Below are 20,715 nucleotides of genomic sequence, written 5' to 3' on the forward strand. Positions count from 1 at the left end.
GTCACCCCCGCCGGTCCTGGCCGCCGACGGGCGAGGTGTCGTCGTAGCGGTCTCCGAGCCGTCCGAACGCCGCCTTGATGGCCTGGTCGTTCTTGTAGAAGTGCCCGCCCGCCTTCTCCAGGCGGTCCTGGAGGAGATCGCATCTCTTGTCCACGTCCCCTAAGTAGCGCTTCCACGAGCGGTAGACCTCCCGCTGCGCTGCCGCGCTCTCCACGTCACCGGTGTCCGAGCCGGGACCGAGCCCCTTCTGTTCCCGCCCCAGCTCGGTGAGGCTCTTGCCGATGTTCTTGCGGAGCGCGCCGACCCCTTCCCCCGCCCTGGTCCACGCGGCCTTCTCGGACCTCACCCCGCCCGATTCGGGACCCTCCATCCACGGCTCTCGGTGCTCTCTGCCGTCGCTGGAGGCGAGGGCCATGCTTGTCCCCGAGTCCCCACGGGGGCGGCCTGCCTGATCGATGAGCCGCTGCCAGCTCTCCGTGTGCTCGCCCTCCGGCATTTCCCGTCCGCTCCTCGCTCGCCGCAGCCTGTGACGGGCCCATCTTCTGGTGTGGCAACGCAGCGCGCATGAGTATGCACACTCAGATACACCCCATCGGGTCGGATTGTCGTAAGAGGCCGCCGGGAGAGGTCGAAAGGGGGGCGTCCCGAGGCGTTGTCCACCTCACATCCGCATCGTGAGACGACGGGCGAATCGGGCGCGGGCCTGTGCAAGACTGCCACCGTGCCCTCGTTCGCCATGATTATCGGCAGCAGGCGCGCCGGTCCGCAGTGACCGGTTGCCGCAGACAGATCCGTGCGGCAGCCGGCACCGTGTCCCAGACCCGCGCGCAGACCTCTCGCACCCGCGAGGGGTTTTTTCGTTTTCTGGCCCCACCAGGGCCGGAGGCGGGGGCGCGAGGGAAGATGGGGGCAAGTGGAGCGCTTCCTTCCGGAACCACTGACCCAGCCAGGAGCCACCAGCCATGACAACCGAAGTGCCGGACGACACCTTCCACGTCTTCGACACCACGCTGCGCGACGGCGCACAGCGTGAGGGCATCAACCTGACCGTCGCCGACAAGCTGACCATCGCCCGCCACCTCGACGAGTTCGGGGTCGGCTTCATCGAGGGCGGCTGGCCGGGAGCCAACCCGCGCGACACGGAGTTCTTCGAGCGGGCCCGCAAGGAGATCGACTTCCAGCACGCCCAGTTGGTCGCCTTCGGCTCCACCCGCAGGGCGGGCGTACCCGCGCAGACCGACCCGCAGGTCAAGGCGCTGCTCGACTCGCAGGCGCCGGTCGTCGTGCTGGTGGCCAAGTCGCACGACAAGCACGTCGAGCTGGCCCTGCGCACGACGCTCGAAGAGAACCTGGACATGGTCAGGGACACCGTCTCCCACCTGCGTGAGCAGGGGCGGCGGGTCTTCGTCGACTGCGAGCACTTCTTCGACGGCTACCACGCCAATCCCACCTACGCGAAGCGCGTCGTGCGTGCCGCGCACGACGCGGGCGCCGAGGTCGTCGTGCTGTGCGACACCAACGGCGGGATGCTCCCGGCCCAGATCCAGGCCGTCGTCCGCACCGTGCTCGCCGACACCGGGGCCCGTCTGGGCATCCACGCGCAGGACGACACGGGCTGCGCGGTGGCCAACACCCTCGCCGCCGTCGACGCAGGCGCCACCCACGTGCAGTGCACCGCCAACGGCTACGGCGAGCGGGTCGGCAACGCCAACCTCTTCCCCGTCGTCGCCGCGCTCCAGCTCAAGTACGGCAAGCAGGTGCTGCCCGAGGGCGCGCTGCGCGAGACCACCCGCATCTCGCACGCCATCGCCGAGGTCGTCAACCTCACCCCCTCCACGCATCAGCCCTACGTGGGCACCTCCGCCTTCGCCCACAAGGCCGGGCTGCACGCCTCCGCGATCAAGGTGGACCCCGACCTCTACCAGCACATCGACCCGGAGCTGGTCGGCAACACCATGCGGATGCTCGTCTCCGACATGGCGGGCCGCGCCTCCGTCGAGCTGAAGGGCAAGGAGCTGGGATACGACCTCGCGGGCGACCGCGAGCTGGTCGGGCGGATCGTGGCGCGGGTCAAGGAGCAGGAGCTGAAGGGCTACACGTACGAGGCCGCCGACGCCTCGTTCGAGCTGCTGCTGCGCGACGAGGTGCACGGCGGTGTCACCGGTGTGGCCCCGCGCTTCTTCCGGCTGGAGTCCTGGCGCGCCATCGTCGAGCAGCGCCCCGACGGCACCCAGGCCAACGAGGCCACGGTCAAGGCGTGGGCCAAGGGGGAGCGGCTCGTCACCACGGGTGAGGGCAACGGCCCGGTCAACGCGCTGGACCGCGCCCTGCGCGCCGGCCTTGAGCGGATCTTCCCGCAGTTGGCGCGGCTCTCCCTCGTCGACTACAAGGTCCGCATCCTGGAGGGCACGCACGGCTCCTCGTCCACGACCCGCGTGCTGATCTCGATGAGCGACGGCACGGCGGAGTGGTCGACGGTGGGTGTCGCGGACAACGTCATCGCCGCGTCCTGGCAGGCGCTGGACGACGCGTACACCTACGGGCTGCTGCGCGCGGGCGTCGAGCCGCCGGAGTAGCCGACAGGGAGGCGGAGGGGCGGGGCCGTCACGGGGTGAGGGCCTCGTCGAAGAAATCCCGCACGTGGCCCAGCACCCGCGCGCGGTCCGTGCCGGGCAGGCCCACCACCAGGTGCGTGCCGAACCCGTCGAGGAGGGCGCGGGTGCGGGTCGCGAAGCGGTCGGCGTCGACCGCCCGGAACTCGCCCCGCGCCGTGCCCTCCGCCACGAGGGCCACCAGGTCCCGGTGCCAGGCCAGCTCCAGCTCCAGTTGCCGGGCCCGCACCTCCTCGTCGGCGTTCTGCGAGCGGTTCCACACCTCCAGCCACAGCGCCCACGCCGGGTCGCGGTGGCCGGTAGGCAGATAGAGGTCGACGAGGACGTCGAGCCGCTCGCGCGCCGGGACCTGCCGGGCGAGCGCCGCGCGGCGCTCGGCGCCCAGCCGCTCCTCGCTCCACTGGAGGGTCTGGAGCAGCAGCTCGTCCTTCGTCTTGAAGTAGTAGAGGAGATGGCCGCTGCTCATGCCCACCTGACGGCCGAGGCCCGCCATGGTCAGCCGGTCCAGGCCGTTCTCCGCGATGGTGGCCATGGCGGCGGCCAGCAGCCGCTCCCGGGGCTGTGCGGGGCGGCGCTGACGCCCGCCCCCGTCGCGTGCTGGCCGTGCTGGCACTCCCGCCGCCTCCTTCGTGGTACGGGCCGTGGTACGGGCCCGGCGAGCGCCGTCGCGTCGGCGTCGGCGTCGGTGCCGGGCTTCGGCACCAGGACTATAGACGCCGTGAGCTGCGCGGACACACACGGCGGAGCGTCAGGGAGCCGACGTCCCCAGCGTGACGGGGAGGACGCGGGTGCTGTTGCCGACGAAGCTCGGGTGGGGCGGCAGGTGCGCTTCGGGCACCGCGAGAGCGAGCCCGGGGTAGCGGCGGAAGAGGGCGCCGAGAGCCGTGGCCGCCTCCAGCCTGGCCAGGGGCGCGCCGATGCAGTAGTGCGCGCCGTGTCCGAAGGACAGATGGCGGACGGCGGGCCGTCGCGTGACGTCGAAGCGGTCCGCGTCGGGCCCGTACGCGCGCGGGTCGCGCCCCGCGCCCGTGTAGCCCGCCAGCACCGGAGTGCCCGCGGGGACGTGGGTGCCGCCGATGGTGAGGTCGGCGGTCGGATAGCGGAACGGGAAGAAGCTGACGGGGCCGTCGTGGCGCAGCGTCTCCTCGACGACGTCGGACCAGGTGGCAGCGCCGGAGCCGACCAGCTCCCGCTGGTCCGGGTGCGCGCACAGCGCCCGGACGGCGTTGGTGATCAGGTTCAGCGTGGTCTCGTGCCCGGCGACGATCATCAGCAGCAGCGTGCCGACGATCTCCTCCTCGCTCAGCCGGTCGCCGTCCTCCTCGCGCACCGCGAGCATCGCGCTGGTGAGGTCGTCGCCGGGGGAGGCGCGGCGGTCCTCGACGACGCTCGCGAGGATCGCCAGGACCTCGCGGTTGGCGGCCACCACCCGCTCGGGCTCGACGGCGGTGCTCACCACACGTTCGGACAGGGTGTGCAGCCGGTCGTGCAACGCCGGGTCCACGCCCAGGAGTTCGCAGATCACGCGCATCGGCAGCGGGTAGGCGAAGTGCCGCCGCAGATCGACGGCGCCCTCGTACCCGTCCGCGCCGACGGCCGACGGCAGGCGGTCGAGCAGTTCCCCGGTCAGCTCCTCGACGCGCGGGCGCAGCGCCTCCACCCGGCGCGCGGTGAACGCCTTGGTGACCAGGCCGCGCAGCCGACGGTGCTCAGCACCGTCGGCCGTGGTCATGCCCCGTACGGTCGCGAACGTGGTCAGCGGCCAGCCCTCCGGTATGCGCCCGTCGCGGAGTGCGGCGAAGTGGCAGGCGTCCTTGGCCACTTGAGGGTTCGTCAGGAAGTCGCGCAGCTCCTCGTACCCCGTGACGGCGACCGCGGCCACCTCGCCGGGCAGCACGACGTGGGCTGCGGGGCCGTGCTCGCGCAGTCGCGCGTTGACGGTGTGCGGGTCGGCTCCCGTGGGGTCCAGACGGTGTGCGTCCTGGGCGGCGGTGTGGCTCATCCTGGGCTCCTCACGTGTGGCGTGGCGTGGTGCGACGGGACGTGCCGTTCGCCGGGTGCGCGGTGGGTGCGCGGTGGGTGCGCGGTGGACGCCGCCTCCGCCGACCAGGATGACGGGCACGGGCCCGCACGTCAGCCCCGTACGCCGGTCCCGCCGCTCAGGCCCTCGGCTGCTGCTGGGTGACGCAGTGGATGCCGCCGCCCGCGGCGAAGATCGTGCGCGCGTCGACCAGCGTCACCGTACGGCCGGGGAACAGCCGCCGGAAGATCCCCGCGTTGTGCTCGTCCATGGGGTCGCCGAAGCCGCACAGCACGACGCCGCCGTTGCACAGGTAGTGGTTGACGTAGGAGTAGTCGACGAGTTCCCCGTCGGCCTCGGTCACGGTCGGCGCCGGCAGCTCCACGACCTCCAGGGGGCGCCCGTGCGCGTCCGTCGCGGCGCGCAGCAGCTCGACCGTCTCCCGGCAGATGTCGTGGTCGGGGTGCGAGGGATCCGGCTGGGTGTGGGCCACGACCACGCCGGGGCGCGCGAAGGCGGCGACGATGTCCACATGGCCGCGGGTGCCGAACCCGCCGTAGTCGGCGGTCAGGCCGCGCGGCAGCCAGATCGCCTTGCGCGTGCCGAGCCGTGCGTGGATCTCGGCCTCCACCCGCTCGTGCGTCCAGCCCGGGTTGCGGTCCGGATCGAGCTGGACCGTCTCGGTGAGCAGGACGGTGCCCTCGCCGTCGACGTGGATGCCGCCGCCCTCGTTGACCAGGGGCGAGCCGTACGTACGGGCCCCGGCGCGCGCGGCGACGAACCGGCCGACGCGCGCGTCGTGCTCCCACCGGGCCCAGGACTGGGCGCCCCAGCCGTTGAACGTCCAGTCGACGGCGGCGAGGCGCCCGTTCCCGGTGAGGAATGTCGGCCCGATGTCCCGCATCCAGGCGTCGTCCAGGGGTGCTTCGACGACGTCGATCCCCGGGCCCAGCACGGCGCGGGCCCCCGCTGCCTCCCCTGGGCTCGCGACGACGGTCACCGGTTCGAACCGCCGCACGGCCCGCGCGACCGAGGCCCAGGCGCGACGGGCCTCGTCCAGCTCGTGCTCCGTACCGAAGGTGGGGTTGGCGCCCGGCCACGCCATCCAGGTCCGCTCGTGCGGCGCCCACTCCGGTGGCATACGGAATCCGTCGGCGGCGGGGCTGTTCATGGTGCGGACGTCCTGATTCTGTGAGTGGTGGTACGGGTCCGAGGCATGGGGGAGAGGTACGGGTCAGAGGAAGTAGAGCCGGTTCAGGGAGACCCGCTCGGCCGGGGCGGAGCGGAGGGGGGAGCCGTCCAGCGTGACGAGCCCGGTGCGCTCGTCCACCCGCACCTCGCCCAGGCGCGAGTTGCGCACCAGATCGCCGGGGCCGATGCCCCGCGTGCCGTGGACAGCGACCCGGCGGCGGCGCGTGGGCATCCCGTCGCCGCCCTGCTCGGCCGCCGCGCGGGAGACGAAGGCGACCGACAGCTCGGCGGGGGCAGCGCCGTGGGCGCCGAACTGCGGCCCGTAGACGAGGGGTTCGGCCGTGTCGGTGGCCGCGTTCGGGTCCCCGGTCACCCCGTAGGCGGGGAAGCCGGACTTCAGGACGAGCTGCGGCTTCGCACCGAAGAAGGCGGGGTTCCACAGGACGATGTCGGCCATCTTGCCGACCTCGATGGAGCCGATCTCGTGCGAGAGGCCGTGCGCGATGGCCGGGTTGAGGGTCAGCTTGGCGATGTAGCGGAGGACGCGCGCGTTGTCGTCGCCGCTGCCCTCGCCCCTGTTCTCGTCGCCCTCCATGGGGCCCAGTTCGGCCTTGAGCTTGCCCGCCATCTGGAAGGTGCGCCGCACGGTCTCGCCCGCGCGGCCCATGCCCTGCGCGTCCGACGAGGTGATGCCGATGGCGCCCAGATCGTGCAGCACGTCCTCGGCGCCCATCGTGCCCGCGCGGATGCGGTCGCGGGCCATGGCGGCGTCGCCGGGCAGGCCGGGCTTCAGATCGTGGACCGAGACGATCATCCCGTAGTGCTCGTCGATCGCGTCGCGCCCGAAGGGGAGCGTCGGGTTGGTCGAGGAGCCGATGACGTTCGCGACGCCCGCCATGCGCAGCACGTTGGGCACATGGCCGCCCCCGCAGCCCTCGATGTGGAAGGCGTGGACGGTGCGCCCCTCCAGCACGGCGAGGGTGTCCTCCACGGCCAGGGACTCGTTCAGGCCGTCGCTGTGCAGGGCCACCTGGACGTCGTGCTCCTCGGCGACCCGCAGCGCCGTGTCCAGGGCGCGCGCGTGGGCGCCCATGTCCTCGTGCACCTTGAAGCCGCAGGCCCCGCCCTCGGCCAGCGCCTCCACCAGCGGCGCGGGGTGCGAGGACGAACCCCGGCCCAGGAAGCCGATGTTGACGGGCCAGGCGTCGAAGGCGGCGAACGCGTGCCGCAGCGCCCAGGGCGAGTTGACGCCGACGCCCCACACGGGGCCGAACTCCTGCCCCACGATGGTGGTCACCCCGGAGGCGAGCGACGCCTCCATGATGCGCGGGGAGAGCAGATGGACATGGGTGTCCACCGCTCCGGCCGTGGCGATCAGCCCCTCGCCGGACACGATGGACGTGCCGGTGCCGACGACCACGTCGACGCCGTCGAGCGTGTCCGGGTTGCCCGCCCTGCCGATGGCGTGGACGCGGCCCTCGCGGATGCCGACGGACACCTTGCGTATGCCCTGGACGGCGTCGATGACCAGCACGTTGCTGATGACAACGTCGCACGTCTCGCGTACGGCCGCCGCCTTGAGGTGCAGCCCGTCGCGGGCCGTCTTGCCGAAGCCCGCCAGGAACTCGTCGCCGGGCCGCTGCGCGTCCGACTCGACGCGCACGACCAGCCCGGTGTCCCCGAGCCGCACCCGGTCCCCGGCGCGGGGGCCGTGGACGGCGGCGTACTCGTACGGGTTCGTGCCGTGGCCGGTGTGCGGCGTGCTCATCGCTCCACCTCCGGAAGCCCAGGAGCTCCAGGAACCCCAGGAGCTCCAGGAACCCCACGAGTCCCAGGAACGCCCAGGTATCCGCAGGCCGCGGCCCGCCGCAGTGCCTCCTCCTTCGCGCCCGGCGCGTCCAGCGGGCCGTCGACCAGCCCCGCGAACCCGATCGCGACCCGCTGACCGCCCAGCGGCACGAGCACGACGTCACGCTCGGCGCCCGGATCGAAGCGCACGGACGATCCGGCGGGCACGGACAGCCGCATCCCGTAGGCGGCGGCGCGGTCGAAGTCCAGGCGGGGGTTGGCCTCGAAGAAGTGGAAGTGTGAGGTGACGCTGACGGGGACGGTGGCGGTGTTGCGCACGGTGACCGTTGCGGCGGGTGCGGGTGCGGGTGCGGGTGCGGGTGAGGGTGCGGCGGGGGACGTGCCGGGCGCGACGGGTGGCGCCGACGGCACCGGAACCGGCCCACCGTCCGGCTTCGGCTTCGCCTCCGCCTCTCCCTCCAGCTCCGGCCCCGGACCGGGCAGCACCGCGCCCGGCCCCTCGTCGCCGCCCGGCGACCCCGCGCCGAGCGGCGCTTCCACGACCGCGAGCCGTGAGCCGTCGTCGAAGACCGCCTCCACCTGCACCTGAGTGACGACCTCCGCCACCCCAGGCAGCACGTCGTCCGGGCCCAGCACGGCACGCGCCGTCTCGATCGCCTCCGCGAGCCGCCGCCCGTCGCGGGCCGCCTCGCAGACGGTGTCGGCGATGAGCGCCGTCGCCTCCGGGACGTTGAGCCGGAGCCCCCGGGCTCTGCGGGCCCGTGCCAGTTCGGCGGCACCGAACAGCAGCAGCCTGTCCCGCTCCGTCGGGGTCAGTCGCATCCCGCCCTGCCTCTCCGCACCTGTGTGCACGCGCTCGCCACGGGCCGGGACCCGGTCCCGCCGTCCCGGCCCATGTTTTAGATCGCCGCTCTAAGAGTCAAGCCCCTATTAGTGAGCGATTACCTGCGACACTGCGATGTGCGTTATTGAGTGACGCTCAATATTCCGGATACCCCTCCTCGCGTTGTAGGGTTCTGACCCGCTGGGCGGGCCGACCGCGCGGGCGCGGGAGCGCCGCAAGGGGTCGTGGGGGCGGACTGTAAGAACCCCACAGCTCCGGGCGCCTCTGGTGAGAGACTTCCCTGCCTCATGGCAAGGAGAGGTTCCAGTTCTGTCCAGCGCAGCCATGAATCCGCCGCAGAGACTGTGCGAATCTGACGACGGCGAAGCGGGGTCGGGCTTCGTAGGATTCATACATGACCGATCTGTCCCAGCCGTCGCCGCAGGCGAAGGAGACCGAACCCGCCGAGGCGCCGGACGCGCGAGGGCGTGTGGCCGAGCTGCACGCGATCCGTGACGAGGCGCTGCGGGGCCCGAGCGAGCGGGCGACCGAGGCGCAGCACGCCAAGGGCAAGCTCACCGCGCGCGAGCGCATCGAGCTGCTGCTGGACGAGGGCTCCTTCCGCGAGGTCGAGCAGCTGCGGCGGCACCGTGCGACCGGGTTCGGGCTGGAGTCGAAGAAGCCTTACACGGATGGTGTGATCACCGGGTGGGGCACGGTGCACGGGCGGACGGTGTTCGTCTACGCGCACGACTTCCGTATCTTCGGCGGTGCCCTCGGTGAGGCGCATGCGACGAAGATCCACAAGATCATGGACATGGCGATCGCGGCGGGTGCGCCGCTGGTGTCGCTGAACGACGGTGCGGGTGCGCGTATCCAGGAGGGTGTGGCGGCGCTCGCGGGGTACGGGGGCATCTTCCAGCGCAACACGAGGGCGTCGGGTGTGATCCCGCAGATCTCGGTGATGCTGGGTCCGTGCGCGGGCGGCGCCGCCTACAGTCCCGCGCTGACGGACTTCGTCTTCATGGTCCGCGACACCTCGCAGATGTTCATCACGGGTCCTGATGTGGTGCAGGCGGTCACGGGTGCGGAGGTGACGCAGAACGGGCTCGGCGGTGCCGATGTGCACGCCGGGACCTCGGGCGTCTCCCACTTCGCCTACGACGACGAGCAGACCTGTCTGGAGGAAGTGCGCTACCTCCTCTCCCTGCTGCCCTCCAACAACCGGGAGAACCCGCCGCGCGAGACCAGCGGCGACCCCGTCGACCGCCGCTCGGACGCGCTGCTGGACCTGGTACCGGCCGACGGCAACCGCCCGTACGACATGCGCAAGGTGATCGAGGAGATCGTCGACGACGGCGACTTCCTGGAGGTCCACGAGCGCTGGGCGACCAACCTGATAGTGGCTCTGGCCCGCATGGACGGCCAGGTGGTGGGCATCGTCGCCAACCAGCCGCAGTCGCTGGCGGGTGTGCTGGACATCGAGGCGTCCGAGAAGGGCGCCCGCTTCGTCCAGATGTGCGACGCCTTCAACATCCCCATCGTCACCCTGCTGGACGTGCCCGGCTTCCTACCCGGCGTGGACCAGGAGCACGGCGGGATCATCCGGCACGGCGCGAAGCTGCTCTACGCCTACTGCAACGCCACCGTGCCCCGCATCTCCATCGTCCTGCGCAAGGCGTACGGCGGCGCCTACATCGTCATGGACAGCCAGTCCATCGGCGCCGACCTCACCTACGCCTGGCCGACGAACGAGATCGCGGTCATGGGGGCCGAGGGTGCGGCGAACGTCATCTTCCGCCGCCAGATCGCCGCGGCCGACGACCCCGAGGCCATGCGCAAGCGGATGGTCAAGGAGTACAAGGCCGAGCTGATGCACCCGTACTACGCGGCCGAGCGCGGCCTCGTCGACGACGTCATCGACCCGGCCGAGACCCGCGAGGTCCTCATCCGCTCCCTGGAGATGCTCGCGAACAAGCACGCGGACCTGCCCGCGCGCAAGCACGGCAACCCGCCCCAGTAAGCCCCCGGCACTCAGCAAGCCACCCAGCGCCCAAGCAGTACGTACGCCCACAGGAGAGTCCCGCATGGAGCAGCACACCACCGCTGACGCGACCAGTCTCGTGCGCGTCGAGAAGGGTGAGGCCAACGCCGAGGAACTGGCCGCCGTCACGGCCCTCCTCCTCGCCCGCGCCGCCGCCACGGCCCGCCACGCCCACGTTCCCGCGGCCCGCGACCGCTCCTCCAAGGCGGGCTGGCGCCGCCTGGAGCGTCAGCACGGCTTCCGCGCCCCGCACAGCTGGCAGGGCTGAGCCCGACAACTGAGCCGGGCCGCCGCGCGGCGGCCTCAAGCGCCGAAACGCGTTGAGGGGCCCACCGGATGTTCCGGTGGGCCCCTCAACGCGTACAAGGAGGAACCGTGTACGCGTGCGTCGCGCGCCTCGCGCGGTCAGTCGGTGGGCGCGTCCATGAGGACGGTGCGGCGCGGGTTGGCGGTCTGCGCGGGGAGTTCGGCGGCGTCCTGATCAGGCTGCTCGGCGACGACCTGGGTGGTCAGCTCGTCCGCGTCACCGAGGTGGGCCAGGGTGGTGCGACGCGGGTTGGCTATGTTCCGCATAATCATCGTGGTCTTCACTCTCGACCGTTCCTCGCTCAGCTCGTCGGTACTTGCTGTGACTTGTCGTTCTGACGTCCCGTGTAAACGCCGAGAGTAGGCCCGCTATTCCCCTCAGCGACGTGACCTAGACAACGCCAGGGCTGTGAGTTTCCTCACTTAGGTACGGGCAAATTGGGCATAGTGGGGCATCAACTCCACGCGGTGAAGCGGACATTCAGGTTCAGAAGCGAAGTTCCGTACCCACTGCTCGCTAGCCGGACAGGGGGCGCGGCTGAGCTGTTCACCCGGGAAAGTCCGTTATCTCCTTCATTGGTCTACACAGCACGTGACGCTCCGTCTGCGCAGCGTCACGTGCGTCACAGGGTTATCCACAGACCTTGTTGGAGATCCGGCACTGTGCTGGAATTCCACGGACCGCCGCAGGAGAACAGCCGGCGCGCAGGGGGCGCAGAGCAGCGCCGCGTGGCGGGATGAGGGGGACGCGCCGGTCACACCCACGACCGCCAAGGGGGACCGGGGACCCCCACGACTCGATACCGTCCCGCCGTCGCTGAGCGGTGGGACGCCTGGTCCAGAGGTTGCGACGCTAGTGCAGGGACGTTTCAAGAGGGAAGGTACGGGGTCTCCCCAGGCCCGCCAGGGCCGAGGGGAAGCTGCGGCGAACCCGGAGCCGCGCGGTACGACCGACCGCGGTTCCTCACCCCAGCGCGCCCACGAGAGCGGCCCCACGGCCGCCGTGCAGGAGTCAGGCGGCACGGGGCCGGACCGCAAGGGCGGCGGCGACGGAGGTGCCGCGAGCAAGTCCGGCAGTGGTCCCGGGACGCGGATGGCCCTGCGCAACTGGCGGATCAGCACCCGCCTCGTCTCGCTGCTGGCCCTCCCCGTGGTCGCCGCGACGACGCTGGGTGCGCTGCGTATCCAGACCTCCCTCTATGACGTCGACCAGCTCGACAACATGAAGCGCCTCACGGAGATGACGGAGCAGGCCACCGAGCTGGCCGCCGCTCTCCAGGAGGAGCGCGACCGCTCGGCGGGCCCCCTGGTCGGCACGGGCAACGCCAAGGACGACACCGTCGTCGCGCCCCGCGAGAAGACCGACCAGGCGTTCCAGGCGTTCAAGGAAGCCACCGGGGACATCGACGGCAGCGACAAGGTGATGGCGGGCGTCCAGTCGACCGTCCTGGACATCACCCGTCAGCTCACCGCGATCAAGGACATCCGCGAGCGGGCCTACGAGAACCCGGCCTACGTCTCGCAGTCCGTCAACAGCTACAACCAGCTCATCGAGTCCCTGCTGTCCCTCTCGCAGGACATGGCGCAGGCCACGAGCAACTCGGACATGATCCAGAGCACGCGCGCCCTGGCGGCCTTCTCCACCGCCAAGGAGTACGCGTCCATCCAGCGCGCGATCATCTCCGCCGGTCTCGCCCGCAAGGGCGGCCCCGAACTCTCCGAGAGCGACCGCCTCTACGCCAAGACGGCCAGCGAGAGCGAGCGCGCCTCGCTCAACAGCTTCGGCCAGATCTACGGCGAGGAGCGCGCCGCCGAGCTGACGAAGCCGCTCGACGGCGGCATCGTCAACATCACCTCGGCCGACAAGTACCGGGACCGCGTCCTCCAGAACTCGGACGGCATCACGCGCGAGAACCGGTCCTATATGGACTGGTACGACCAGGACCGCACCAAGATCGACGAAATGTCGAAGATCGAGGCCACGCTCCTCTCGCAGATGGAGCAGCAGGCCCGCGAGCTGCGGTCCGACGCTCAGCAGCAGGCGTTCCTCAACGGCGCCGTGATCCTCCTCGTCCTCGGCATCTCGCTCGTCGGCGCCTTCGTCGTCGCCCGCTCCATGGTCCGCTCGCTGCGCCGCCTCCAGGACACGGCCCAGGACGTCGCCCGCAAGCGGCTGCCCGAGCTGGTCAAGCAGATGTCCGAGGCCGAGCCGCACGACGTGGACACCTCGGTCGAGTCCGTCGGTGTGCACAGCCGGGACGAGATCGGCCGTGTGGCCGCCGCGTTCGACGACGTCCACCGCGAGGCCGTCCGCCTCGCGGGCGAGCAGGCGCTGCTGCGGGGCAACGTCAACGCGATGTTCACCAACCTCTCGCGCCGCAGCCAGGGCCTCATCCAGCGCCAGCTCTCGCTCATCTCCGAGCTGGAGTCCCGCGAGGCCGATCCGGACCAGCTCTCCTCGCTGTTCAAGCTCGACCACCTCGCGACGCGCATGCGCCGCAACGGCGAGAACCTGCTGGTCCTCGCGGGCGAGGAACCCGGCCGCCGCTGGACCCGCCCCGTCCCGCTCGTCGACGTGCTGCGTGCCGCCGCCTCCGAGGTGGAGCAGTACGAGCGCATCGAGCTGAACTCCGTGCCGAACACCGAGGTCGCGGGCCGCGTCGTCAACGACCTCGTGCACCTCCTCGCCGAGCTGCTGGAGAACGCCACCTCCTTCTCCTCGCCGCAGACGAAGGTCAAGGTCACGGGCCACGCCCTGCCCGACGGGCGGGTGCTGGTGGAGATCCACGACACCGGCATCGGGCTCTCGCCCGAGGACCTCTCCGCGATCAACGAGCGGCTGGCCAACCCCCCGACGGTCGATGTCTCCGTCTCCCGTCGCATGGGCCTCTTCGTGGTCGGCCGCCTCTCGCTCCGGCACGGCATCCGCATCCAGCTCCGCCCCTCCGACTCCGGTGGCACGACCGCGCTGGTCATGCTCCCCGTCGACGTCGCACAGGGCGGTGCACAGGCGGCCAAGGGCAAGCCCGGAACCACGAGCTCCGGGATGCCGGGCGGCTCCGGCGGGCCGGGCGCGCCGAAGGGCGGCGGCGGTCTCGCCGCCGCGCTCCAGCGCGGCGGCCCCGGGGGAGCGGGCCCCGGCACCGGGGCCGGTGCGGGCAGCCGCCTCGGCGCGCTGCCGCCGCGCGGCCAAGTCGCGGGCGGCGCCCAGCGCCCCGCGCTCCCCGGCAGCGGCGATCCCGGACGCTCCGGAGCACCCGCCGGCGTCGGCTCGGGCTCCGGCGGCGATGCCCCGGCCACCGACTTCTTCGGCAGCCCCAGGCCCAGCGCCGGTGCGCCCCAGCCCACGCCGCCGCGTCCCGGCACGCCCGGCGAGGCCCCCGCGCCCTCGGGCGCTTCCGTCACGGGCCGCCAGGGCCCGCCGCCCCTGCCCAGCCGGGGCGGCCCCGCGGGCGAACTGCCCGGCGCCCCCTCGACGGGCGGCCAGGGCGGTCCGGGTGACACGGGCGAGTTCCCGCGTCCGCAGACGGGCGGTCCGGGCGACGCCGGTGAGTTCCCGCGTCCGCAGACGGGCGGTCCCGGTGACACGGGCGAGTTCCCGCGTCCGCAGCCCAGCCGCGGCCCCGGCGACACCGCGGAATTCGCGCGGCCCGATTTCAACGCCCCGCCGCCCGGCGACGGCGAGGGCTGGCGCGACGGCATCCCCGTCGGCGAGTTCCCCCGTCCCGAGATCGGCGGCCCCGTCCAGTCGGACATCCCGTCCGACGACCAGGGTGAGCAGGTCCCGCTCGCGCGCCCGAGCTGGGCGTCAGGGCCGCTCTCCGGCGATGACGCGCCGCGCGGCCACGAGGACCCCGAGTCCACCGGCGAGTTCGCCCGCCCCGGCTACACCAGCGCGTCCGGCGGCGGCCAGAACCCGGCCGGTCAGGACCGTTACCCGGCGCAGGCCGGTCAGCAGGGGCAGCCGGGTCAGCGGCAGTACGAGCAGCACCAGGACCCGCACCAGCCGCAGGGCGGCCAGGACCCGCACGACACCGGCGAGTTCGCCGTCCCCGGTCTGGGCCAGGGCCAGAGCCAGGACCCGCACCAGGGCCAGGGACAGAGCCAGGGCCATGGGCAGCAGGACCAGGGCCTCGGGCCGGACCCGTACGCACCGTCCTACGGCAGCCCCGACACCGACCCGGACTTCGGCATACCGAGCGTCCCCCCGGCCGCGGCCGACGCGCCGACGCCGATCTTCGCGTCGATGGAGTCGAACTGGTTCCGTACCTCGGGCGGTTCCTCGGGCGCCGCTGCCCAGCCGGAGGCGGCTCCACAGAACCAGCAGGCCCCGCAGTCCGCGGACCTGTTCGGCAACCAGGCTTCCCAGGAGCGGGAGCAGCCGCAGGCGCCCGCCCCGCGCCCGGGGCAGGCCGCTTCCGCCGTCCCCCCGATGCCACAGCGCCAGACGGCGCGCGGCACCGCGGCGGGCGGCACAGCGGGCGACGCCGCGGCCGGAAACGGCGGCGGCGAATCCGGCGGCTGGGGAGCTTCCCCGAACGACGAGGTCTGGCGCAGGGCCGAACAGGTCCGCCAGCCCGCCGCAGGGGGAGTCACCACCTCGGGTCTGCCGCGCCGCGTGCCCCGCGCGAACCTCGTCGCGGGTACCGCACAGCAGCAGTCCACGGCGAGGTCAGGTCCGCAGGTCTCGCGTGCGCCCGATGACGTACGCGGTCGGCTGACCAACCTCCGTCGCGGTATCCAGCAGGGTCGTCAGGCCGGGAACACGGATGGCCGCGGTCTTGGTCCCACTTACCAGCAGGAGCGTTAGTTGAGTCCGATGAGCCAGGCGGCGCAGAACCTGAACTGGTTGATCACCAACTTCGTGGACAACACCCCAGGTGTCTCCCACACGGTGGTGGTCTCCGCGGACGGCCTCCTTCTGGCCATGTCCGAGGGCTTCCCGCGCGATCGCGCCGATCAGCTTGCCGCGGTCGCCTCCGGGCTGACCTCGCTCACCGCAGGTGCCTCCCGGATCTTCGAGGGCGGCACGGTGAATCAGACGGTGGTGGAGATGGAGCGGGGCTTCCTCTTCATCATGTCCATCTCGGACGGCTCCTCACTGGCCGTCCTCGCCCACCCCGAGGCCGACATCGGCCTCATCGGGTACGAGATGGCGTTGCTGGTCGACCGCGCGGGCACGGTCCTCACACCGGACGTGCGCGCGGAGCTCCAGGGGAGCATTCTCCACTGACGTGTCAGCTCCCCCCACATGAGCACCACAGTCCGCTAGCCGATCTCATGCCTCGCCCGGAGGAGCCATGACCCCGCCGCCCGCCTCGCCCGGCCCGTACGGTGCCCCGAATCATCACGCGCCGTACGGGGGTGAGGGCGACCAGCCGCTGGTCCGCCCGTACGCAATGACGGGCGGACGCACCAGGCCGCGTTACCAGCTCGCCATAGAAGCACTGGTGAGCACCAGCGCCGAGCCGGTCCAGTTGCAGGGTCTGCTGCCGGAGCACCAGCGCATCTGCCACCTGTGCCGCGAGGTGAAGTCGGTGGCGGAGGTCTCCGCACTGCTCGCCATCCCGTTGGGGGTGGCCCGCATTCTTGTCGCCGACCTGGCCGAGGCCGGGATGGTGGCCATCCACCAGCCCGGCGGCGGTTCCGAGCCCGGTGGCGCGCCAGATGTGACCTTGCTCGAAAGGGTGCTCAGTGGACTTCGCAAGCTCTAGCCCGCAGGCGGGCCAGATGTCGGGATACGGGGCGCCCGCCGCAGGCCGCTCGACGACCTCCGCGAAGATCGTGGTGGCCGGTGGCTTCGGTGTGGGCAAGACGACCTTCGTGGGTGCCGTGTCGGAGATCAATCCGCTGCGTACCGAGGCCGTCATGACCTCCGCTTCGGCGGGCATCGACGACCTCACGCACACCGGGGACAAGACCACCACGACGGTGGCCATGGACTTCGGCCGCATCACGCTGGACGACGATCTGATCCTGTACCTGTTCGGTACGCCTGGTCAGGACCGGTTCTGGTTCATGTGGGACGACCTGGTGCGCGGTGCCATCGGCGCCGTCGTGCTCGTGGACACCCGGAGACTCGCCGACTGCTTCCCGGCGGTCGACTACTTCGAGAACTCGGGCCTCCCCTTCGTCATCGCGCTGAACGGTTTTGACGGGCACCAGCCCTATACGCCGGAGGAAGTGCGCGAGGCGCTCCAGATCGGTCCCGACACGCCGATCATCACCACCGACGCGCGCCACCGCGCCGACGCGAAGAGCGGGCTCATCACGCTCGTCGAGCACGCTCTGCTCGCCCGCCTGAAATAAAACCGCCGGTCCCGCCCGAATGAACCGGCAGGTAAGGAAACGGATCCGGGGCGGCGGCTGACCGTGCGGGCCCCCGGGTCCCGCACGAGGTCAAGTGGCCGCTCTGGACGCGGAGTTGATCACACAGTGCTGTGGCATATGCCAATGACTCGGCCTGTGTTCTTCGCCATGCCCGGCTCCACCTTCATAACGTTTCGACAGAGAATTGAACCGCCGTGAACACTGCTGGCGAGCGGAAGGCTTCACTCCGCGCACGATTCTCTGGCCTTTTGGCGCAGCGCGACCGCAATGCCCGGTTTCAGCGGGCCGCCTCCGCGTCGTATGCGGCTCAACCAAGTGTTTGGAAAGGGTCGCCCTGACGTGCTGGAATTCGCTGAACTCAGCAGTAGCGAACGGCGCGTCGCCGACGATGGGGTGCCGAGCGCCGAGAGGTGAGGAGTCGAGTGAGGCGTAGCAAGACGGGCTCTGCACCGCAGGCTCGTGGAGAGTCGCGGGGTAACTTCACCCCGCCGTCCCGCGCGGCTGCGGCGTCCCACGGTGTCCGGACGGCGCCCGGGGGAGCTTCCGGAGGACCGGGTGGCGGCGGCAGTCGCAGCCGTATGGCCGTACGCAACTGGCGGGTGCCCACCCGTCTGAACGCGATCCTCCTGATCCCCGTCATCGTCGCCCTCATCCTCGGCGGTTTCCGCGTGTGGGACTCGATCTCGACCTGGAACGAGGCCGAGGACGCCCAGCGCACGGCCGAGCTGGTCGAGGCCGCCGCCACCTACGGCAACGCCCTCATCAACGAGCGCGACCGCACCGCCGAGCCCCTCCTCAAGGGCGACCGCAACGCGCCCGAGGTCCAGAAGGTCCGGGCGGCGACGGACGAGGCCGGGCGCAAGTTCGACCGCGCCGTCAAGCGCATGCCCGACAAGCCAGGGCTCAAGCGCCGGCTCGCCGTCTTCGAGAAGCAGGAGCCCAAGCTGGCCGCCCTGCGCCAGGCCGCCTACAGCGACCGGCTGAGCGGCGTGAAGACGGAAGAGGGCTACGTAGCCGTCCAGCACCCCCTGATGGAGTTCGCCAACGAGCTGGGCTTCGGCACCGGCAACGTGACCTCCTACGGGCGCACCGTCTACTCCGTCTCCCTCGCCAAGGCCGCCGAGTCCCTGGAACGTTCCATCGGCACCCACCTGCTGGTGAAGCCGGGCCCGGAAGCGGCGGACAAGAAGAAGCAGCTCACCGCCTTCGCCTCGTACGCCTACCTGGAGCGCATCGCGCTGGAGGAGTACATCGGCGGCGGCCGTCCCGAGGACGTCTCCCTCCTCAAGCGCGAGCTGGCCAAGGCGGAGGCAGCGGGCAAGAAGAAGTCCGAGGCGGCGAAGAACGAGGCCGCTGCCAAGGGTGTGCCCTTCGTCACGCCGCCCGCCATGGACCAGATGATCGAGGCCATCGGCACCGGGGCCCGCGCCTCCACGCTCAAGGGCAAGGGCATCACCCAGGACACCTGGTTCGCCACGGCCACGGGCAAGTTCGACGCCTACCGCGCCGTCGAGCAGGACCTCACCAGCCACGCGGTGGAGGAGACCGAGCAGATCGCGGCCGACGCCAAGCGCGACGCGATCATCAACTCCGTCATCGTGCTGCTCGCCCTGCTGCTCGCCTTCATCGTCGCCGGGCGCATGGCCCGCTCGATGAGCCGCAGCATGCGCAGCCTGCGCACGGCGGCCTTCGACGTCGCGGAGCAGCGCCTCCCCGCGATCGTCGACCAGCTCTCCCGTACGGACCCGGGCCGCGTGGACACCCGCGTCACCCCGATCCCCATCGACACCCGCGACGAGATCGGCGAGGTCGCCCGCGCCTTCGACCAGGTGCACCGCGAGGCCGTACGGCTCGCCTCCGAGCAGGCCATGCTCCGCGGCAACGTCAACGCGATCTTCACCAACCTCTCCCGCCGCAACCAGGGCCTCATCGAGCGCCAGCTCGGCCTGATCACGGACCTGGAGAACAACGAGGCCGACCCGGACCAGCTGGAGAGCCTCTTCCGGCTGGACCACCTGGCCACCCGTATGCGCCGCAACGGCGAGAACCTGCTGGTCCTCGCGGGCGAGGAGCCGGGCCGCCGCTGGACCGAGCCCGTCCCGCTGGTGGACATCCTGCGCGCCGCCTCGTCCGAGGTGGAGAACTACGAGCGCATCGAGCTGTCCGGCGTCCCGGAGACCGAGATCCACGGCCAGGTCGTCAACGACCTCGTGCACCTCCTCGCCGAGCTGCTGGAGAACGCCACCTCGTTCTCCTCCCCGCAGACCAAGGTCCACGTCACGGCGACCCGGCTCCCCGACGGCCGGGTGATGACGGAGATCCACGACAAGGGCATCGGCCTCACCGCCGAGGACTTCGCCGACATCAACCACAAGCTGGCCAACCCGCCGACCGTGGACGCGGCGGTCTCCCAGCGCATGGGCCTTTTCGTGGTCGGCCGCCTCGCCGACCGGCACGGCATCCGCGTCCAGCTCCGCCCGTCGGGCGAGCAGGCGGGCACCACCTCGCTCGTGATGCTCCCCGAGGCCATCACCCACGGCGGTGGCGGCGAGGGGGAGTACGAGGAGGACTTCACCGTCTCCCGGATCATGCCGCAGCAGCCACAACAGCCCCAGCAGACCCAGCAGCCGCAGATCCAGCCCGGCTACGACAGCCAGGCACCCTCGGCCGCAGAGCTGGGCTTCGACGACAGGCGCTACGAGGTCCCCGACGACCTCTCGACGCTGGACCCGGTCAACAGGTCCCTGATGCGCGAGGGCCGCCGAGCGGCGCTGGAGGCCCAGCAGGACGAGTCCGGGGGTTTCCAGCCCCCACGGCCGCCCCAGCCCGCTCAGCCCTCCCCGCAGCAGGGGTACGAGCCGCCTCAGCAGCCGGGACAGCAGCCGGGGCAGCAGGTGCCGCCGCAGGACGCGGTGCCGCAGCAGCCGTACGGACAGCCCCATGAGCAGGCGCGGCAGGAGTACGAGCAGCCGGGGTACGCACAGTACGGTCAGCCCCAAGAGCCGCTGTATGAACGGCAGTACAGGACTCAAGAGCCCGAAGCGGAATCTGCTCCCGGCGTTCCCGACGCCCCCCAGGACCGCGTAGGCTTCGATCGTCCGGGCCCCTCCCCGAGCAACTTCCGCTCCACGACCGGCGCAGGTCTTCCTCGTCGTGAGTCGGCGCGACCGCTCATGGGAGACGGTTCGGAAGCGCAGCAGACCCAACCGGAACCTCCGGCCCAGCAGGCGCAGGGGTTCTCCGCGGCTCCGGCCGACGGAGAGACCGGAACCGGTTCGGAGTGGCGTTCGGCCAACGACGAGCGCTGGGACCGGGCGGGCAGGCTGCGCGACCCGCAGGCCGGCGGTGTCACCGCCTCCGGTCTCCCGAGGCGGGTGCCCAGGGCCAACCTGGTCGAGGGCACCGCGGAGCAGAGCTCGCAGGGCGGCCCCTCGGTCTCCCGCGCCCCCGAGGACGTACGGGGCAGGCTGAGCAATCTGCACCGTGGCGTCCGCCGCGGGCGTACAGCGGGCGACGCGACCCAGAATGACCAACAGGGCTTCGGCCCCGGCAGCACCTACGATCAGGAGCGTTAGTGTGA

General features: G+C 71.5%; 15 protein-coding genes. 8 read left to right on the top strand and 7 right to left on the bottom strand.

What is annotated here, in order from left to right:
• Position 1: 1 nt before the first annotated feature.
• A complete protein-coding gene (locus ACWGJ2_RS28650) occupies positions 2–496 on the bottom strand; it encodes a hypothetical protein (RefSeq protein WP_453349160.1) in 495 nt (164 codons plus the stop codon).
• A gap of 466 nt (positions 497–962) precedes the next feature.
• Here ACWGJ2_RS28650 and cimA point away from each other — a divergent pair, with 466 nt between their 5' ends.
• Positions 963–2,576, top strand: a complete 1,614-nt coding sequence (cimA, locus tag ACWGJ2_RS28655; protein WP_453349161.1) for a citramalate synthase — start codon at positions 963–965, stop codon at positions 2,574–2,576.
• A 28-nt stretch (positions 2,577–2,604) separates the two neighbouring features.
• On the opposite strand, the gene ACWGJ2_RS28660 is transcribed toward cimA, so the two are convergent.
• The 5 genes from ACWGJ2_RS28660 to ureA all read right to left on the bottom strand — a co-directional run bounded on the left by ACWGJ2_RS28660 (position 2,605) and on the right by ureA (position 8,454).
• On the bottom strand, positions 2,605–3,225 hold the full coding sequence (locus ACWGJ2_RS28660) for a TetR/AcrR family transcriptional regulator (RefSeq protein WP_453349162.1): 621 nt from the start codon (positions 3,223–3,225) through the stop codon (positions 2,605–2,607).
• A 135-nt stretch (positions 3,226–3,360) separates the two neighbouring features.
• Positions 3,361–4,614, bottom strand: a complete 1,254-nt coding sequence (locus ACWGJ2_RS28665; RefSeq protein ID WP_453349163.1) for a cytochrome P450 family protein — start codon at positions 4,612–4,614, stop codon at positions 3,361–3,363.
• A gap of 157 nt (positions 4,615–4,771) precedes the next feature.
• Entirely contained in the window at positions 4,772–5,803 is a 1,032-nt protein-coding gene (locus ACWGJ2_RS28670) for an agmatine deiminase family protein (RefSeq protein ID WP_453349164.1), read from the bottom strand.
• A gap of 63 nt (positions 5,804–5,866) precedes the next feature.
• The gene (locus ACWGJ2_RS28675; RefSeq protein ID WP_453349165.1) at positions 5,867–7,591 is read right to left on the bottom strand and encodes an urease subunit alpha; all 1,725 of its coding nucleotides are present in this window, start codon (positions 7,589–7,591) and stop codon (positions 5,867–5,869) included.
• Positions 7,588–8,454, bottom strand: coding sequence for an urease subunit gamma (ureA, locus tag ACWGJ2_RS28680; protein WP_453349166.1), 867 nt, complete (start codon positions 8,452–8,454; stop codon positions 7,588–7,590). Before ureA ends, ACWGJ2_RS28675 begins: the two co-directional genes overlap by 4 nt.
• Before the next feature lie 416 nt (positions 8,455–8,870).
• On the opposite strand from ureA, the gene ACWGJ2_RS28685 reads away from it, so the two are divergent.
• Complete coding sequence (locus tag ACWGJ2_RS28685) at positions 8,871–10,478, top strand: acyl-CoA carboxylase subunit beta (RefSeq protein ID WP_453349167.1); 1,608 nt, start codon at positions 8,871–8,873, stop codon at positions 10,476–10,478.
• A 64-nt stretch (positions 10,479–10,542) separates the two neighbouring features.
• Positions 10,543–10,767 (top strand): acyl-CoA carboxylase epsilon subunit, encoded by a 225-nt coding sequence (locus ACWGJ2_RS28690; protein ID WP_453349168.1) that lies wholly within the window; start codon positions 10,543–10,545, stop codon positions 10,765–10,767.
• 137 nt (positions 10,768–10,904) lie between these two features.
• Here ACWGJ2_RS28690 and ACWGJ2_RS28695 read toward each other — a convergent pair whose 3' ends face one another.
• Positions 10,905–11,090, bottom strand: a complete 186-nt coding sequence (locus tag ACWGJ2_RS28695; RefSeq protein WP_453349169.1) for a hypothetical protein — start codon at positions 11,088–11,090, stop codon at positions 10,905–10,907.
• A 571-nt stretch (positions 11,091–11,661) separates the two neighbouring features.
• On the opposite strand from ACWGJ2_RS28695, the gene ACWGJ2_RS28700 reads away from it, so the two are divergent.
• From ACWGJ2_RS28700 to ACWGJ2_RS28720, 5 genes are all read left to right on the top strand, one after another.
• Positions 11,662–15,615, top strand: coding sequence for a nitrate- and nitrite sensing domain-containing protein (locus tag ACWGJ2_RS28700; protein WP_453349170.1), 3,954 nt, complete (start codon positions 11,662–11,664; stop codon positions 15,613–15,615).
• A gap of 9 nt (positions 15,616–15,624) precedes the next feature.
• Entirely contained in the window at positions 15,625–16,038 is a 414-nt protein-coding gene (locus tag ACWGJ2_RS28705; RefSeq protein ID WP_453349212.1) for a roadblock/LC7 domain-containing protein, read from the top strand.
• 67 nt (positions 16,039–16,105) lie between these two features.
• Positions 16,106–16,519 (top strand): DUF742 domain-containing protein, encoded by a 414-nt coding sequence (locus tag ACWGJ2_RS28710; protein ID WP_453349171.1) that lies wholly within the window; start codon positions 16,106–16,108, stop codon positions 16,517–16,519.
• On the top strand, positions 16,500–17,114 hold the full coding sequence (locus ACWGJ2_RS28715; protein WP_453349172.1) for a GTP-binding protein: 615 nt from the start codon (positions 16,500–16,502) through the stop codon (positions 17,112–17,114). The genes ACWGJ2_RS28710 and ACWGJ2_RS28715 overlap by 20 nt, the downstream gene beginning before the upstream one ends.
• Before the next feature lie 443 nt (positions 17,115–17,557).
• Positions 17,558–20,710 carry a nitrate- and nitrite sensing domain-containing protein gene (locus ACWGJ2_RS28720; protein ID WP_453349173.1) on the top strand — a complete coding sequence of 1,051 codons (3,153 nt, stop codon included), beginning with the start codon at positions 17,558–17,560 and terminating at the stop codon, positions 20,708–20,710.
• Positions 20,711–20,715 lie beyond the last annotated feature (5 nt).

The sequence above is a fragment of the Streptomyces sp. NPDC054796 genome (assembly GCF_053611545.1).